The sequence below is a fragment of the Streptomyces sp. TRM49041 genome, from assembly GCF_008271805.1.
Taxonomy (GTDB): Bacteria; Actinomycetota; Actinomycetes; order Streptomycetales; family Streptomycetaceae; genus Streptomyces.
The window spans coordinates 24380-40417 of the sequence record NZ_VSRY01000091.1 but is presented as its reverse complement, the minus strand read 5'-3'; the positions used below and the strand labels follow the sequence as shown (position 1 = coordinate 40417).

Annotated in this window: 16 protein-coding genes; 8 read left to right on the top strand and 8 right to left on the bottom strand. The window is 71.7% G+C overall.

The genetic code is table 11. The features are described 5' to 3' along the window. Positions 1-28: 28 nt before the first annotated feature. Together FVS66_RS07910 and miaA are read right to left on the bottom strand one after the other, a co-directional pair. Positions 29-499 (bottom strand): DUF1129 domain-containing protein, encoded by a 471-nt coding sequence (locus FVS66_RS07910; protein WP_149180365.1) that lies wholly within the window; start codon positions 497-499, stop codon positions 29-31. 106 nt (positions 500-605) lie between these two features. Beyond that, a complete protein-coding gene (gene miaA / locus FVS66_RS07905) occupies positions 606-1544 on the bottom strand; it encodes a tRNA (adenosine(37)-N6)-dimethylallyltransferase MiaA (protein WP_149180292.1) in 939 nt (312 codons plus the stop codon). 183 nt (positions 1545-1727) lie between these two features. Between miaA and FVS66_RS07900 the strand changes: the two genes are divergently transcribed. Both FVS66_RS07900 and FVS66_RS07895 read left to right on the top strand, forming a co-directional pair. Continuing rightward, on the top strand, positions 1728-2009 hold the full coding sequence (locus tag FVS66_RS07900; RefSeq protein ID WP_149180291.1) for a hypothetical protein: 282 nt from the start codon (positions 1728-1730) through the stop codon (positions 2007-2009). A 31-nt stretch (positions 2010-2040) separates the two neighbouring features. Continuing rightward, complete coding sequence (locus FVS66_RS07895; protein ID WP_149180290.1) at positions 2041-2286, top strand: antitoxin; 246 nt, start codon at positions 2041-2043, stop codon at positions 2284-2286. A gap of 78 nt (positions 2287-2364) precedes the next feature. Here the strand turns inward: FVS66_RS07895 and FVS66_RS07890 are convergent, their stop codons facing one another. Beyond that, positions 2365-3087: a class III extradiol dioxygenase subunit B-like domain-containing protein gene (locus tag FVS66_RS07890; RefSeq protein WP_149180289.1), complete on the bottom strand. Its 723-nt coding sequence runs from the start codon at positions 3085-3087 to the stop codon at positions 2365-2367. A 170-nt stretch (positions 3088-3257) separates the two neighbouring features. Continuing rightward, positions 3258-4775, bottom strand: coding sequence for a tRNA (N6-isopentenyl adenosine(37)-C2)-methylthiotransferase MiaB (gene miaB, locus FVS66_RS07885; protein ID WP_149180288.1), 1518 nt, complete (start codon positions 4773-4775; stop codon positions 3258-3260). A gap of 227 nt (positions 4776-5002) precedes the next feature. Here miaB and FVS66_RS07880 point away from each other — a divergent pair, with 227 nt between their 5' ends. Continuing rightward, entirely contained in the window at positions 5003-6019 is a 1017-nt protein-coding gene (locus FVS66_RS07880) for a TAXI family TRAP transporter solute-binding subunit (RefSeq protein ID WP_149180287.1), read from the top strand. Here the strand turns inward: FVS66_RS07880 and FVS66_RS07875 are convergent. After that, positions 5998-7422: a HAMP domain-containing sensor histidine kinase gene (locus FVS66_RS07875; RefSeq protein ID WP_149180286.1), complete on the bottom strand. Its 1425-nt coding sequence runs from the start codon at positions 7420-7422 to the stop codon at positions 5998-6000. The genes FVS66_RS07880 and FVS66_RS07875 overlap by 22 nt on opposite strands. 33 nt (positions 7423-7455) lie before the next feature. Beyond that, positions 7456-8190 (bottom strand): response regulator transcription factor, encoded by a 735-nt coding sequence (locus FVS66_RS07870; protein ID WP_149180285.1) that lies wholly within the window; start codon positions 8188-8190, stop codon positions 7456-7458. Positions 8191-8587: 397 nt separating this feature from the next. Between FVS66_RS07870 and FVS66_RS07865 the strand changes: the two genes are divergently transcribed. From FVS66_RS07865 to FVS66_RS07845, 5 genes are all read left to right on the top strand, one after another. Further along, positions 8588-9373: an amino acid ABC transporter ATP-binding protein gene (locus FVS66_RS07865; protein WP_149180284.1), complete on the top strand. Its 786-nt coding sequence runs from the start codon at positions 8588-8590 to the stop codon at positions 9371-9373. A 186-nt stretch (positions 9374-9559) separates the two neighbouring features. Then, positions 9560-10378 (top strand): glutamate ABC transporter substrate-binding protein, encoded by an 819-nt coding sequence (locus FVS66_RS07860; RefSeq protein WP_187645442.1) that lies wholly within the window; start codon positions 9560-9562, stop codon positions 10376-10378. Between the two features lie 128 nt (positions 10379-10506). Further along, the gene (locus FVS66_RS07855; protein ID WP_149180282.1) at positions 10507-11181 is read left to right on the top strand and encodes an amino acid ABC transporter permease; all 675 of its coding nucleotides are present in this window, start codon (positions 10507-10509) and stop codon (positions 11179-11181) included. Next, on the top strand, positions 11178-12095 hold the full coding sequence (locus tag FVS66_RS07850; RefSeq protein WP_149180281.1) for an amino acid ABC transporter permease: 918 nt from the start codon (positions 11178-11180) through the stop codon (positions 12093-12095). Before FVS66_RS07855 ends, FVS66_RS07850 begins: the two co-directional genes overlap by 4 nt. A 303-nt stretch (positions 12096-12398) precedes the next feature. Continuing rightward, a complete protein-coding gene (locus tag FVS66_RS07845) occupies positions 12399-14105 on the top strand; it encodes an FAD-dependent monooxygenase (RefSeq protein ID WP_149180280.1) in 1707 nt (568 codons plus the stop codon). Between the two features lie 142 nt (positions 14106-14247). Here the strand turns inward: FVS66_RS07845 and recX are convergent, their stop codons facing one another. Both recX and recA read right to left on the bottom strand, forming a co-directional pair. Next, positions 14248-14817: a recombination regulator RecX gene (gene recX, locus FVS66_RS07840; protein ID WP_149180279.1), complete on the bottom strand. Its 570-nt coding sequence runs from the start codon at positions 14815-14817 to the stop codon at positions 14248-14250. A 3-nt stretch (positions 14818-14820) separates the two neighbouring features. Further along, positions 14821-15951, bottom strand: coding sequence for a recombinase RecA (gene recA / locus FVS66_RS07835; protein ID WP_149180278.1), 1131 nt, complete (start codon positions 15949-15951; stop codon positions 14821-14823). Positions 15952-16038 lie beyond the last annotated feature (87 nt).

The window sequence follows — 16038 nt, the reverse complement described above, 5'->3', positions numbered from 1 at the left end:
GCGGTACCGGCGCCGGGACGGGCCCGGGTCAGCGGAGGCGGGCCACGCGCCAGACGGCGAGGGCGACCAGCACGGTGACCCCGGCGACGTACAGGGCGATCACGCGCCAGTCCGGGCGCCGACCGGAGCCGCGCGGGGGCAGGCCGGGCCAGGTGTAGCCGACGCGGCGGGCGGCCATCATGCCCCAGCCGGCCGCGCAGCCGCAGAGCAGGAGCCCGAGCATCGCCAGTACGGCGCCGCCGTCACCCGAGCCGAAGGCCAGGGGGAAGGCGAACATCAGGGAGCCCAGTGCGGCGAGACCGACGATCGGGGCGAGCTGCCAGATGCGCAGCCGCCGCTGCGGGCGGAGCTCGACCTCGACCTCGTCCGGGGTGATCTCCTGCGCGCCGTCCTCGGTCAGCTCGGGGCCGTCCGGGCTCAGCCGCGGCGCGTCCTGCGCCGACGTGCCTCCGCCGTCCGGGGCTTGCCGCTCTTCTGTGTCGCGAGGGCCGGCCTCCATCGCCACGCGCCCTCCCAACTCGGATCCACTGGTCGATCGATGCTCGATGATGGCACGGCCTTGGCCACCGAAATGACGGGCAGGGCGTCCCGATGCCATCACGTGATCAGGCTGTAACCGCTCGTTCGACCAACGTCAGCGCACGCTCCGGGAGTTCCCCGCGGTCGGCCGCGGCGCCACTGAGCCACCGGACACGCGGGTCACGGCGGAACCAGGAGTCCTGACGGCGCGCGAAGCGCTTGGTGGCGCGTACGGTCTCGTCGCGCGCCTCCTGTTCGGTGCACTCCCCCGCGAGTGCGGCGAGCACCTGCTGGTAGCCGAGGGCACGGGAGGCGGTGCGGCCCTCGCGCAGGCCACGGGCCTCCAGGGCGCGGACCTCGTCGACCAGTCCGGCGTCCCACATCCGGTCCACGCGCGCGGTGATGCGTGCGTCGAGCTCGGGGCGCTCGACGTCGACGCCGATCTGGAGGGTGTCGTACACCGAGTCGTGGCCGGGGAGGTTGGCGGTGAAGGGCCTGCCGGTGATCTCGATGACCTCCAGTGCCCGGACGACCCGGCGGCCGTTGCTGGGGAGGATGGCGCGCGCGGCGTCCGGGTCGGCGGTCGCGAGGCGGGCGTGCAGGGCGCCGGAGCCGAGGTCCGCCAGCTCCGCCTCCAGACGGGCACGGACAGCCGGGTCGGTGCCGGGGAACTCGAGGGCGTCGATGGCGCCCCGTACGTAGAGCCCGGAGCCGCCGACGAGGACGGGGGTGCGGCCGGCGGCGAGCAGTCGGTCGATCTCCGCCCGGGCCAGTCTCTGGTACTCGGCGACGCTCGCCGTCTCGGTGACGTCCCAGATGTCCAGGAGGTGGTGCGGAATGTCGTCGCGCTCCTCCAGGGTCAATTTGGCGGTGCCGATGTCCATCCCGCGGTACAGCTGCATGGAGTCGGCGTTGACGACCTCACCGCCGAGCTGCTGGGCCAGATGGACGCCCAGATCGGACTTTCCGGCTGCGGTGGGGCCGACGACGGCGATGACGCGCGGGGAAGGGGTTGTGCTGCTCACCGCCCCAGTCTCGCAAACCTCCGGGCAAGTCCCCGAACGAGTTACGTGACGGCGCGGGGTCGGCGTCGTTCCCAGTTGCGAGGTTCCGACCGCCGGTTCACGGACCGGCCCCGCCGGGCGACGCAATGGGACGCCCCGGAAGAGCGCGGGATTTCGCCCGCACGAGTACCCTATGGAGTTGATATGGGCGTTTTTGCATGGTTTCGCCGGAAGGGTGAGACCGGCGAGCAGACTGCCGAAGTCGCCACCGACGAGGCGGCGGGCACCACGCTGACGGCCGAGCCGGAGAAGCAGGCGGCCGAGGGCACCGAGCCCTCGGCCGATGCCTCGCAGACGCAGGAGCGGCCCGAGGAGTCGGATTCGGACGCGGCGGACGGTGGGACGGCCGAGGGTGTGGAGATCCCGAAGCAGCAGTCCGCCGAGGAGGCTGCGGACAATGAGGCAGGCGAAGGCGCCCGCAAGTAGGTCAGCAGGTCACTTCGAGGGAAGGTGGGCCATGGGCTTCCTGGACACACTGAAGACCAAGCTCGCCCCGGCCAGGGACAAGGTCTCCGGCCTCGCCCAGCAGCACGGCGACAAGATCGACCACGGCATCGAGAAGGCCGCGCGAGTGGTCGATCAGAAGACCAAGGGCAAGTACAGCGACAAGATCGAGTCCGGCACGGACAGGGCCAGGCACGCGGTGGACCGGCTTGCCCACCGGAACGACGGCAGTGCGCCGCCGGAACCGCCGGCAGCCTGACCTCGGTTCGGCACCGGCCCACGACAACGGCGGGCGGCTGTGGAGCGTGGCGTCGCTCCGCGGGCGCCCGCCGTGGCTTCAGGACCAGGTGGCGACGGTGTAGCCGACGCCGTAGGGGGCGTCCTCGTAGAGCAGCCGCCCCTCCAGGGACGCGCCCTGGGCGGCGCCGGCGAGAACCTGCCAGGGGGCGCGGCCGGCCGCCTTCAGCTCGTGCGCGAGGCCGGCGTCCAGCTCGGCCAGAGCGTGCGCGTCGGCGGTGCCCAGGGCCCGGGCGGCCCCCTCGTCGAAGCCGGCGGCGCGCTCGTCGAAGTAACCGGGCGCCTTGACCGTACGGCACGCGCTGCCGTCGCCCATGACCAGCAGGGCGACGCGCGGGGCGCGGGCGGCGACCTCCCGGCCCGCCTCGGCGCACCGCCCGGGCGCCAGCCGCTCGGCCACGGCGAGGCCCTCCACGGGGGCGTCGGCCCAGTCGGCCCGCTGGAGGAGCCAGGCCGCGACGGCCAGCGAGGCGGGCAGGGCGGGCACGTCGTCGTTCTCCCCCACCTCACCGGGTCCGAGCCGGACGTCCAGGTCCACCCCGAACCCCCGGAAGTCCCCCACGGCACCGTCCGGGTAGGACATGGTCGCGTCCACGTCCCGCTCCGGCCCCACGACGACCAGCCGGTCGGGTCGTGAGGCGGCCAGCACGCCGACCGCGTCCAGACAGGCGGCACGCGCGTCGTCCAGCTCGGGCGCTGCCCCGGCGGCGACAGCGGGGACGAGGAGCGGCGGACAGGGGCAGACAGCTGCGGCGACAAGCATGATCCGCAGCGTAACGGGCGAAGCCCCGGGGCACCGCTCCGCGCGCGCTGCCGGGTGCCGCCCGGCACCGGCACCGGCACCCGGAGCCCCACCCGGCACCCGGAGCCCGGCCACCCCGGTGCGGCGGGAGCCGGTCCCTGCCCCGGCCCGCCCTCGCGCAGCGTGCAGGGTCAGCTGATGGCGCAGCCGTCCGTCGCCGGAGGCAGGGGGGCCGGGACGCCCACCTGGGGAAGGCCCAGGAGGACCCCCGTCGGCTTGGCGGCCTGGGTGGTGTTGCGCTTCTCCCAGGCGTCGCCCGCGCGCGTGCGGCGGACCGCGGTGACCGGGCCCTCGGCCAGCAGGTGGTGGGGGGCCGCGTAGGTGATCTCGACGGTCACGACGTCGCCGGGGCGTACTTCCTCGTCCGGCCTGGTGAAGTGGACCAGGCGGTTGTCGGGGGCGCGGCCGGAGAGGCGGCGGGTGGCGTCGTCCTTGCGGCCCTCGCCCTCGGCGACCATGACCTCCAGGGTGCGGCCGACCTGCTTCTTGTTCTCCTCCCAGGAGATCTCCTCCTGGAGAGCGACCAGCCGCTCGTAGCGCGCCTGCACGACCTCCTTGGGGATCTGGCCGTCCATGGTCGCCGCGGGCGTGCCGGGGCGCTTGGAGTACTGGAAGGTGAACGCCTGCGCGAAGCGGGCCTCGCGGACCGCGTGCAGGGTCTGCTCGAAGTCCTCCTCGGTCTCGCCGGGGAAGCCCACGATGATGTCGGTGGAGATCGCCGCGTGCGGGATCGCGGCGCGGACCTTCTCGATGATGCCGAGGAAGCGGTCCTGGCGGTACGAGCGGCGCATCGCCTTGAGGACGGTGTCCGAGCCGGACTGGAGCGGCATGTGCAGCTGCGGCATCACGTTCGGGGTCTCCGCCATCGCCGCGATGACGTCGTCCGTGAAGTCCCGCGGGTGGGGGGAGGTGAAGCGGACGCGCTCCAGGCCCTCGATCTTCCCGCACGCGCGCAGGAGCTTCGAGAACGCCTCACGGTCGCCGATGTCGGAGCCGTACGCGTTGACGTTCTGGCCGAGCAGGGTGATCTCGGAGACGCCCTCGCCGACGAGCGCCTCGATCTCGGCGAGGATGTCGCCGGGGCGGCGGTCCTTCTCCTTGCCGCGCAGCGCCGGGACGATGCAGAAGGTGCAGGTGTTGTTGCAGCCGACGGAGATCGAGACCCACGCGGCGTAGGCGGACTCGCGGCGGGTCGGCAGCGTGGACGGGAACGCCTCCAGCGACTCGGCGATCTCGACCTGCGCCTCCTCCTGGACGCGGGCGCGCTCCAGCAGGACCGGCAGCTTGCCGATGTTGTGCGTGCCGAAGACGACGTCGACCCACGGCGCCTTCTTGACGATCGTGTCGCGGTCCTTCTGCGCCAGACAGCCGCCGACGGCGATCTGCATCCCGGGCTTCCGGGCCTTCACGGGGGCGAGCCGCCCGAGGTTGCCGTACAGCTTGTTGTCGGCGTTCTCGCGCACCGCGCACGTGTTGAAGACCACGACGTCGGCGTCGCCGTCGGCACCCTCGGAGGCGCGGACGTAGCCGGCGTCCTCCAGCAGGCCGGAGAGACGCTCGGAGTCGTGGACGTTCATCTGGCACCCGTAGGTGCGTACTTCGTAGGTTCGCTTGACGTCCACTGCCTGGCTCCGGTCGCTGCTGGTCATGGAACAAGGGTAGGCGGTGCCGGGAGTGCCTCCCGCCCGGGAGCCTCGCCCCCGTCCCACGCCCGGTCCGCCCCCCCACGGTGCACCGTCACACCCGTGGTCAGCCCTCGTCCGCCCGTCTCCCGGCCGTCTCCCGGCCCGGCTCCCGGCCCGTGTTCCGGGCCGTCTCCCTGCCATGTTCCGGCCCGCGGTTCCCTTCCCGGGGGCCGGGCTGGCAGGATCGCGGCATGTCTCCCGCCCTGCCCCGGCCTCTCCGGCTGCCCCGCGTCGCCCGCGGCCGCGCGTTCCAGGTGTCGGCGGCGCTGCTGGCCATGGCGGCGCTGCTGCTGTGGTGGCTGCTGCCGATCGGGCAGGAGCAGCCGCGCGGGAACGTCACGTTCAGTACGGGCGTGAAGACGGGCGTCTACCAGCGGTACGGCCAACTCCTCAAGGAGGCGATCGGCCGGAACCTTCCCGAGGTGACCACGACCCTGCGCGACAGCGAGGGCTCCCAGCAGAACCTGGCGCGCGTCGTGTCCGGCGAGGCGGACTACACGATCGCCGCGGCCGACGCCGTCGCCACGTACGTCCAGGAGGACCGGCCCGGCGCCGACACCCTGCGCGGCTGTACGCGGCTGTACGACGACTACGTCCAGCTGGTCGTGCCGAAGGAGTCGGCCGTCCGGTCGGCGCGGGACCTGCGCGGGCTGCGTGTGGGGGTCGGCCAGGAGGGCTCGGGGGTACGGCTGCTCGCGGACCGGCTGCTGCTGGCCGCGGGGCTGGACCCGGCGAAGGACATACGGCCCGTCCCCGCCGGCATCGACACCATGCCGGGGCTCGTGGAGAAGGGCCGGCTGGACGCGTTCTTCTGGTCGGGCGGGCTGCCCACGAACGCCGTGCTGCGGCTTTCCGAGCGCTTCCCGGTCCGGCTGGTTCCACTGGAGGAGGAGCTGGTCGACACGGTCCACTCGGAGGGCGGGCCGAGCCGCTACTACCGCTCCGCGGTGATTCCGGCGGACGCGTATCCGCTGGCGCAGGACGGGAAGCCGGTCGAGACGGTCGCCGTGGCGAACCTGCTGGTGACGACGGACGGGATGGACGCCGCGCTGACGGAGGGCATCACCCGGACGGTGATCAGGAGCCGGGACCGGATCGGGCGCGAGGTGCACCCCGCGCAGCTCGTGGATCTGCGCACGGCGATCTACACGGACCCGCTCCCGCTGCACGAGGGTGCGCGGCGCTACTACCGGTCGGTCAAGCCGTAGCCGCTCCCGGCGGCCGAGGGTTCCGTACGGGGCACGGTGACGGTCACGCGCAGTCCGTGCGGGTCGTTGTGGGCGTACGTGATCGAACCGCCGCCCGCGGCGAGCAGCGCCCGGCTGATGGACAGGCCCAGGCCGGAGCCCTTGACGTTCTGGTGGCGGCCGCTGCGCCAGAAGCGGTCGCCGACGCGGTCGAGCTCCTCGTCGGTGAGGCCCGGTCCCCGGTCGGTGACGACGACGGTGGAGGTGTCGCCGTGCGCGCCGAACTCGACGGTGACCTCCTCCCCCTCCGGCGTGAACTTCAGGGCGTTGTCGATCACGGCGTCGAGGGCGCTGGACAGCGCCACCGGGTCCGCCCAGGCGGTGACGGCCGGGCCGCGGCCGGTGAGGCGTACGCCCTTCTCCTCGGCCAGCGGCCGCCAGGCGGCGATCCGCTCGGTGGCCAGCTCCTTGATGTCGGTGAGCCGGAGGTCGGCGGAGGCGTGCTCGGCCAGCGCCAGGTCCAGCAGGTCGTCGAGGACCCGGGCCAGTCGCTTCCCTTCCGCCTGTACGGAGGCGATCTCCGCGTTTCCCTCGGGGAGTTCGAACGCGAGGAGTTCGATGCGCAGCAGCAGTGCGGCGAGCGGGTTGCGCAGCTGGTGGGAGGCGTCGGCGACGAACGCGCGCTGCTGCTCCAGCACTTGCTCGACGTTGTCGGCCATCTCGTTGAACGACCGGGCGAGGCGCTGGAGTTCCGGGGGGCCGCCGGCTGCGGCGACGCGCGAGTTGAGCCGCCCGGTGGCGATGTCGTGGGTGGCCGCGTCGAGGACGCGTACCGGTCTGAGCACCCAGCCGGTGAGCCGGAACGCGGCGCCGACCGCGAGCAGCATGGCCGCGCACTCGCCGGCCGCGATGAGCAGCCAGCCCTGCAGGATGCGGGAGCGGAGCTGCCCGGTCGGCGAGTAGGTGACGACGACGGCGACGACATCCCCGTCCCGTACGACCGGCGAGGCGACCGCCAGGCGGGCGTCGTCCTGCCAGGGCCACACCTGGGGCGGGTCGTGGGAGCGGCGCCCGAGGAGCGCCTCGCCGAGGGCCCGGCGCGGCTCGCCGTCCCCGGGGATGCGCCAGCCCTCGGGGGCGGCGGCCATGGCACTGCCGTCGCGGTAGAAGACGCCGGCCTCGATGCCGTACACATCGTGGTAGCGGAGCAGCTCGCCCTGGAGGGTGGCCTTCCGCTCGTCGATGCCCGGGCCGGTCTCGGTGACGAACTGGGCGAGGGCCGCGAACCGCGCCGTGTCGTCGATGCGGTCGACGACCACCGTCTGCTGGTGCGCGGCGGCCAGGCTCCCGGCGAGCGGGAAGCCCAGCGCCAGCAGGACGCCCGCCATGAGGACGAGGAGCAGCGGGAGGAGACGTGTACGCACGGGTGATCGCCGGTCGCTTCCGGAAACCGGGCTCTACGCGCGCGGGGGCGCGACCGGGGCGACCAGGCGGTAGCCGACGCCGCGCACGGTCTCGATGAGCGCGGGCATCCGCAGCTTGGCGCGGAGCGAGGCGACATGGACCTCCAGGGTCCGGCCGGTCCCCTCCCAGCTGGTGCGCCACACCTCGCTGATGATCTGCTCGCGGCGGAAGACGACGCCGGGCCGCTGGGCGAGCAGCGCGAGCAGGTCGAACTCCTTGCGGGTGAGCTGGACCGGCGTACCGTCCACGCTCACCCTGCGGGTGGGCAGCTCCACTACGACGGGGCCGAGCCTGAGCGGCTCGGCCGGGCTCCCCGGTAGGGGCACCGAGCCGGTGTCCTCCGCGTCGCCGCCGGACGCGCGCCGGCTGACGGCGTGGATACGGGCCAGCAGTTCACCGGTGTCGTACGGCTTGACCACGTAGTCGTCGGCGCCCAGGTTCAGCCCGTGTATCCGGGACCGGACGTCGCTCCGCGCGGTCACCATGATCACGGGCGTGGCGGTGAGCTTCCTGAGCTTGCCGCAGACCTGGTATCCGTCCTGGTCCGGGAGGCCGAGGTCGAGCAGGATGACACCGAAGGGCCCGCGTCCGGCTCCGTCGGAGGGGAGGACGGCCTTGAGCGCCTCCTCGCCGTTCCTGGCGTGCGTGACGGTGAAGCCGTGCTTCGTGAGGACGGCGGACAGAGCGGCGGCGACATGGTTGTCGTCCTCGACCAGCAGCAGTCTCATCAGGGCCCCCCTCCGGAAGTGGCTCACATGGTGTTCAGGGCGTACAGGAAGTGGAAGTACATGACATACCTGTCATGCGTTGCGTACGTGCGCCCTCACCGGCCTGGTCGGTGCGGCGCGGTCGGTGCACAGGGGAATGGTGCCAGGGCGTGGGCGTGTCCGGGCACGCTTTCCTCACCAGGGCATGAAGTCCGATGGCACCCACCGCGGTCAAGGGCGGCCCCGGGCCCCGGGGAATCCGTTACCCAGCCGGTATTCGGACAGGCCGCCCCCTTCACGCGGAGTGTCCGGTCGCGGCCGGATCGTTATCCTCAATTTCCGCTCAGATGTGATGACGCTGCTCGCAGGGCGTGCTTAATGTCCTCTGCAACCCGAGCAGGACGGAAGCGAGAGGCCGATGAGCGGAGTGTCAGTGACCAAGGATGCGGAGGGCCCCGCAGCGACGTCCGGCGACCTGGTGGTGCTGAGCGATGTCAACAAGCACTTCGGCGCGCTGCATGTGCTGCAGGACATCGATCTGACCATCGCCCGCGGCGAGGTCGTGGTCGTGATCGGTCCGTCCGGGTCCGGGAAGTCCACCCTTTGCCGCACCATCAACCGCCTGGAGTCGATCGACTCCGGGACGATCACGATCGACGGCAAGCCGCTGCCCAGTGAGGGCAAGGAGCTGGCCAGGCTCCGGGCCGACGTCGGCATGGTCTTCCAGTCGTTCAACCTCTTCGCACACAAGACGGTGCTGGAGAACGTCATGCTCGGCCAGCTCAAGGTCCGCAAGACGGACCGGAAGACGGCCATGGAGAAGGCGCGGCAGCTGCTGGACCGGGTGGGTGTCGGCAGCCAGGCCGACAAGTACCCGGCACAGCTCTCCGGCGGTCAGCAGCAGCGCGTCGCCATCGCGCGGGCGCTGGCCATGGACCCGAAGGTCATGCTCTTCGACGAGCCCACGTCGGCGCTCGACCCGGAGATGATCAACGAGGTCCTGGAGGTCATGCAGCAGCTGGCACGTGAGGGGATGACGATGGTCGTCGTCACCCACGAGATGGGCTTCGCCCGCTCCGCCGCGAACCGAGTGGTCTTCATGGCGGACGGCCGGATCGTCGAAGAGGCGACGCCCGACCAGTTCTTCAGCAACCCGCGCAGCGACCGGGCGAAGGACTTCCTGTCGAAGATCCTTCACCACTGAGTCCTCGGCCGACAAGAACGAATCGGCCTGGGCCCACAGACCCTGTTGACGCCGACATGTCGGCCCGTCGACAGTGCGTGTCCGGCACCGGTTCCCCCAAGGGGGCCGGGCACGACTGACACCCCGCCACCGAATCCCCCGGCGCCGCCGGGCGACGGCCGGACCACGACCCAAGGGATGTTCACCATGCAGTACCGCAAGACCAGTGCGGCCCTCGCCGCGGCTCTGCTCCTCTCCCTCACCGCCACCGCCTGCGGCTCCGGCAGCGGCTCCGGCGGCGACAAGATCACCATCGGTATCAAGTTCGACCAGCCGGGCTGGGGCCTGAAGACCCCCGACGGCAAGTACACCGGCTTCGACGTCGACGTCGCCACGTACGTCGCCAAGGAGCTCGGGTACAGCGCGGACCAGATCGAGTGGAAGCAGGCGCCGAGCGCCGAGCGCGAGAACCTGATCAAGAACGGCGACGTGAAGTTCATCGCCGCGACGTACACGATCAACGACAAGCGCAAGGCCGTCGTCGACTTCGCCGGCCCCTACTTCCTGGCGCATCAGGACCTGCTGCTGCGCTCCGGCGAGACCTCGATCACCAAGGCCGAGGACCTCAACTCCAAGAAGCTGTGCTCGGTCGTCGGCTCGACCTCGGCACAGAACGTCAAGGAGAAGCTGGCCCCGGACGCGGACCTGATGGAGCAGGGCGGCTACTCGGAGTGTCTGTCCGGTCTGGAGAAGTCGTCTCTCGACGCCCTGACGACGGACGACTCGATCCTCGCCGGTTACGCGGCGCAGGACCAGTACAAGGGCAAGTTCAAGCTCGCCGGTCTGAAGCTGAGCGACGAGCCCTACGGCATCGGCCTGAAGAAGGGCGACGCCGAGCTCCGCGGGAAGATCAACGCGGCGCTGGAGAAGATGAAGTCGGACGGCTCCTGGGACAAGTTCGTCGAGAAGAACCTCGGCCCGGCCAACTACAAGGCCGAGCCCGCTCCGGAGATCACCGAGAAGTGAGCTGAGCCGCGGCGAACGCAGCGGATGAGCAGCACCAGCAGCAAGGGTGAGACGCCGCCGGCTCCGGCCGATGGGGCCGGGGCCGGCGGCGTCCCCCACGATCCGACCAGGGGAGAGCGCGGGTCAACGTGTTCGACTTTCTAGACAATCCGCAGTACGACCTGCTCGGCGCCTTCTGGGTGACGGTCCAGCTGACCTTCTACTCGGCGGTGGGATCCCTGATCTGGGGCACGCTGCTGGCGGGCATGCGGGTGAGCCCGGTCCCTCTGATGCGGGCCTTCGGCACGGCGTACGTCAACGTGGTGCGCAACACCCCGCTGACGGTCATCATCGTGGCCTGTTCTCTCGCACTCAACCAGACGCTGGGCTTCACGATGGGCGGCGGGGACTTCAAGGAGATCGGTTTCCGGATGGCCGTCCTCGGCCTCGTCGCGTACACCGGAACGTTCGTCTGCGAGGCACTGCGCTCCGGCATCAACACGGTGCCGGTGGGGCAGGCGGAGGCGGCCCGCGCGCTGGGGCTGGGCTTCACCCAGGTGCTGACGCTCATCGTGCTGCCGCAGGCGTTCCGGTCGGTGGTGGCCCCGCTGGCCAACGTGCTGATCGCGCTGACGAAGAACACCACCGTCGCGGCGGCCATCGGCGTGCTGGAAGCGGCGAACCTGATGAGGACCATGATCGAGAACGAGGCCGACCAGTTGTTCGCCGTGTTCGGCGTCTTCGCCTTCGGGTTCGTCGTTCTCACTCTCCCCACCGGCCTGCTTCTCGGCTGGGTGGCCAAGCGTGTGGCGGTGAAGCGATGAGTTCCGTTCTGTACGACACCCCGGGCCCGAAGGCCAGGCGGCGGAACATCCTCTACACGGGGCTGTTCCTCGGCGCCCTGGTGGGGTTGAGCTGGTGGGTGCTGTCCGTCATGGCGGACAAGGACGAGCTGACCGCGGACAAGTGGAGTCCGTTCGTCACGGATTCCCGGGTATGGACCACCTTCCTCCTGCCAGGTCTCGGCGAGACCCTCCAGGCTGCCGCGTTCGCCCTGGTGATCGCCCTGCCGCTGGGCGCGCTGCTGGGCATCGCGCGGCTCTCCGACCACGCCTGGGTCCGTGGGCCCGTGGGCACGGTCGTGGAGTTCTTCCGGGCCATCCCGGTCCTGCTGATGATGATCTTCGCGAACCAGCTGTTCGCTCAGTTCACCAACGTCAGCTCGGATGTACGTCCGCTGTACGCGGTCGTCACGGGCCTGGTCCTCTACAACGCCTCCGTCATCGCGGAGATCGTCCGGGCCGGCATCCTCTCCCTGCCGCACGGCCAGACCGACGCCGCCAAGGCGATCGGCATGCGCAAGGGCCAGACCATGGTGTACGTCCTGCTGCCGCAGGCCGTCACGGCGATGCTCCCGGCGCTGGTCAGCCAGCTGGTCGTCATCGTCAAGGACACGGCGCTGGGCGGCGCGATGCTCGGCCTGCCCGAGCTGATGTCGCAGGTCCGCCTGGTCAGCTCGAACTACGGGAACATCATCGCCGCGTTCACGGTCGTGGCCCTCCTCTTCATCGTGTTGAACGGCCTGCTGAGCCAGTTCGCGAGCCGGCTGGAGAAAGCGCTGCGGCGGCGGAAGAAGGGCACCGGCGCGACCGTGCCCATCACCGAGATCGACACCGACCTGGGCGGTGGCGTCGCCGAGGAGGTGGCTGAGCACAAGGGGCACGGCGGCAGGACCTGACGCGGCTCCGACTGCCCGTCCCGGCGGCCCGTCCCGGCGCGCCGGGGGCGCGGTACGGCGCGGACGGTCGTCCGGGGGATCGCGCGAAGGGGCGGTGGCATACGTGCCACCGCCCCGTCGCGTACGCGCGCCACTGCCCTGTCACTTGACGCAAGCACGCGCAGTGGGTTGCATACGTTCTGTGATCAATCACCCGGCTCCAACCGCCGCACGTTCCTGTGGTTCTCCCGCTCGCCGCCTGGCCGTACGGGCCGCAGGAGTCACCGGAGTCTCCGGAGACGTCGAAGACGCTGGAGTCACGCCGTGGACCCGGTGATCGTGGTCGGCGCGGGACCGGTCGGTCTCGCCCTCGCCCTCGCGCTCGCCTCGCAAGGTGTGCCGTCGGTGGTCCTGGACGAGGGGACGGGTGAGGAAGCGTACCGCCCGGCCCGGACGGCGGTGCTGCGCGCGGACACAGCGGCGTTCGCCGGGCGGCTGGGCTGCGCCGAGGCCCTACGGGACGAGGGCGCCCGATGGACGGGGTGGCGATCGATGCGGCGCCGGCAGGTCGTACGCCGCCTGGCGTTCTCGGATGTGCGGGGCGAGGGGCGGGACGACGCACCGGACGGTGCGGTCCTCGACGAGGGCGCGGAGGAGCACGCGGAGGGCGGCGGCGGTGTCGCGTCGCCGCTGCACATCCCGCAGCACACGCTGACGCGGGCGCTGCGCCGGGCCATCGCGTCGTCGCCGCCCGCACGGGACCTCGTCCAGGTGGTGACGGGCTGCCGCATGGATGCGCTGGAGCAGGACGCGACCGGCGTCAGGGCACACACCCGGGGGCCTCGGTCGACGTGGTGGCGCGGCAGTTATCTGGTCGGGTGCGACGGGGCTCGGTCCACGGTGCGGAAGCTGCTGGGCATCCGCTTCCCCGGGCGCACGGCGGTGGAACGTCACGCCGTCGCCATGCTCCGTACCGAACTCCCCTGGCCGGGCGATGGCGTGCTGCACCGTCAGCCGCCGTGGCGAGGCGGGGGCGAGGAGGTGACGGCGCGTCCGCTGCCGGACAGCGGCTGGCGGCTGGACTGGCTGCTGCCGCCGCGTGGCGAGCTGGTGACACCGGACGCCCTGGTGTGGCGGATCCGCGAGACGCTGGCCGGGTGGTGCGAGGACACACCGGTGTACGAGCTGATCGACACCGGCGTGTACACGCTGCACCACCGGCTCGCCCGGCGCTGGCGGGTTGACCGCGCGTTCCTGGCCGGCGACGCCGCGCACCTGCTGGGGGCGCTGGGTACGCAGGGCCTGGACGAGGGGCTGCGCGACGTGGAGAACCTGGCGTGGAAGCTGGCCCACTCCTGGCACGGCGGCCCGTCGGAGGTGCTGCTCGACAGCTACCAGACGGAGCGTCGTACGGCCGTGGCCGCGCGGCTGCGGGCGGCGGACCAGTCGCTGCCTGTGCTGCGTGGCGGCGGCGGGCTGCGGACGTATCTGCGGGGCGGGACACGTGGGCATGACGCGCTGCTGACGGACGGACACCTGGGGCGTGGGCCGCTGGGTGCTCCGCCCTCGTATCCGCACTCGCCGCTGGCGCCCGCGGAGCATGTGGAGGCGCGAGCGAGCGTGGGCACGGCGCTCGGCGCGCCGGCCGCCGATGTGCCGGTCACCGCGCCGGACGGCACGACGGGGCGGCTGTGGGACCGGCTGGGGCAGGGCCTGCTGGTCGTTCTGGTCGCGCCCGGGACCGGGGTGTGGGACCGGCGGCACTGGGTGACGGCGGGCGTCATGCCCCGGCTGGCCGAGGCCGTACGCACGCTGCCCATGCGGGGCGACCTGCTGGTGACGGAGGCGTATCCGGGGGCGGCGGCGCACACGGTGCTGCTGGTGCGCCCGGACGGACACCTGGCTGCCGCGTTCACGGGGGTGCGGCCGGCGGAACTGCACGCGGCGGCGGAGGCGCTGCGGGGAGGGGCGCCGGAGGAAGACGACATGCGCGACGGTGTACGCGACGAGGAGACGGCGAAGGTGCACTGACGCCGGCACGCGTCCTGGCTGCGAGACTCGCCCCCGGCGGCGGGTGGTGGACGGGGCGCCGCTCCGAGGCGGACAGGGCGGTATGTCGGCGAAGGGACCGGCGAAGCCCGCGTATCCCCGGTCACCCGCGTCGGCGCCCCCGTCAGAGGCTGTCGAAGCCCAGGTCGTCCGTCTCCTCGCCCTCCGCCTCCAGCTCCTGGCGGACGACGCGGAGGGCCAGGCCCTCGGGGTAGCCCTTGCGGGCCAGCATGCCGGCCAGGCGGCGAAGGCGGCGGTCACGGTCGAGGCCCCGGGTGGAGCGGAGCTTACGGCGTACGAGGTCGCGGGCTGTCGCCTCCTCCTGTTCGGCGTCGAGTCGGCCGACCGCCTCGTCGATCAGGGCGGAGTCGACGCCCTTGGTGCGCAGTTCCCGGGCGAGGGCACGGCGGGCCAGGCCGCGGCCGTGGTGCCGGGACTCCACCCATGCCCCCGCGAACGCGGCGTCGTCGATGAGCCCGACGTCCTCGAAGCGCGAGAGGACGTCCTCGGCGACCTCGTCGGGGATCCCACGTTTGTGCAGCGCGTCCGCGAGTTGTCTGCGGGTGCGCGGCATCCCGGTGAGCAGGCGCAGGCAGATTGCCCGCGCCTGCTCAGCCGGGTCCTGGGGCGGCAGCTCCTTCTCGGCCCTCGACGAGTCGGCGCTGCCGCCCGGCCATTCGGTGCGCCGGGCCATCGGCTACCCCTTGGCCGCTGCGGCCTTGGTCGCCTTGGTGGCCTTGGTCGCCGGGGCCGGGACCGACTTCGCGGTATCGGCCGCCGGGGCCGCCGCACCCGCCGCGTCCGCGCCGGGCTCCGCCGCCGGGGTGTCCGGCCGGACACCGACGCCCAGCTTCTCCTTGATCTTCTTCTCGATCTCGTTGGCGAGGTCGGGGTTGTCCTTCAGGAAGTTACGGGCGTTCTCCTTGCCCTGGCCGAGCTGGTCGCCCTCGTAGGTGTACCAGGCGCCCGCCTTGCGGACGAAGCCGTGCTCGACGCCCATGTCGATCAGGCCGCCCTCGCGGCTGATGCCCTGGCCGTAGAGGATGTCGAACTCGGCCTGCTTGAAGGGCGGCGCGACCTTGTTCTTGACGACCTTGCAGCGCGTGCGGTTGCCGACCGCCTCCGTGCCGTCCTTGAGGGTCTCGATGCGGCGGATGTCGATGCGCACCGAGGCGTAGAACTTCAGCGCGCGGCCACCGGTCGTGGTCTCCGGCGAGCCGAACATCACGCCGATCTTCTCGCGGAGCTGGTTGATGAAGATCGCGGTGGTCTTGGACTGGTTGAGAGCGCTGGTGATCTTCCGGAGCGCCTGGCTCATCAGACGGGCCTGGAGACCCACGTGGGAGTCGCCCATCTCGCCCTCGATCTCGGCGCGCGGCACGAGCGCGGCGACGGAGTCGATGACGATGAGGTCGAGCGCGCCGGAGCGGACCAGCATGTCCACGATCTCCAGGGCCTGCTCGCCGTTGTCCGGCTGCGACAGGATGAGGTTGTCGATGTCGACACCGAGCTTCTTCGCGTACTCGGGGTCGAGGGCATGCTCGGCGTCCACGAAGGCGACCTGGCCGCCGGCCTTCTGCGCGTTGGCCACGGCGTGCAGGGTCAGGGTCGTCTTACCGGAGGACTCCGGTCCGTAGATCTCCACCACACGGCCGCGCGGCAGGCCACCGACGCCGAGCGCGACGTCGAGCGCGGTCGAGCCGGTCGGGATGACCTCGATGGGCTCCCTCGACCGCTCGCCCATGCGCATCACGGCGCCCTTGCCGAATTGCCGTTCAATCTGTGCGAGCGCGGCGTCGAGCGCCTTCTCGCGGTCGGTTCCTGCCATGGGTTCCACCCGGTTTGCTTGAGTCGATCGCTTCACGTCAAAGACGCTAACCCCTGCCACTGACAATGCGCCTCGACGTACCTCCCG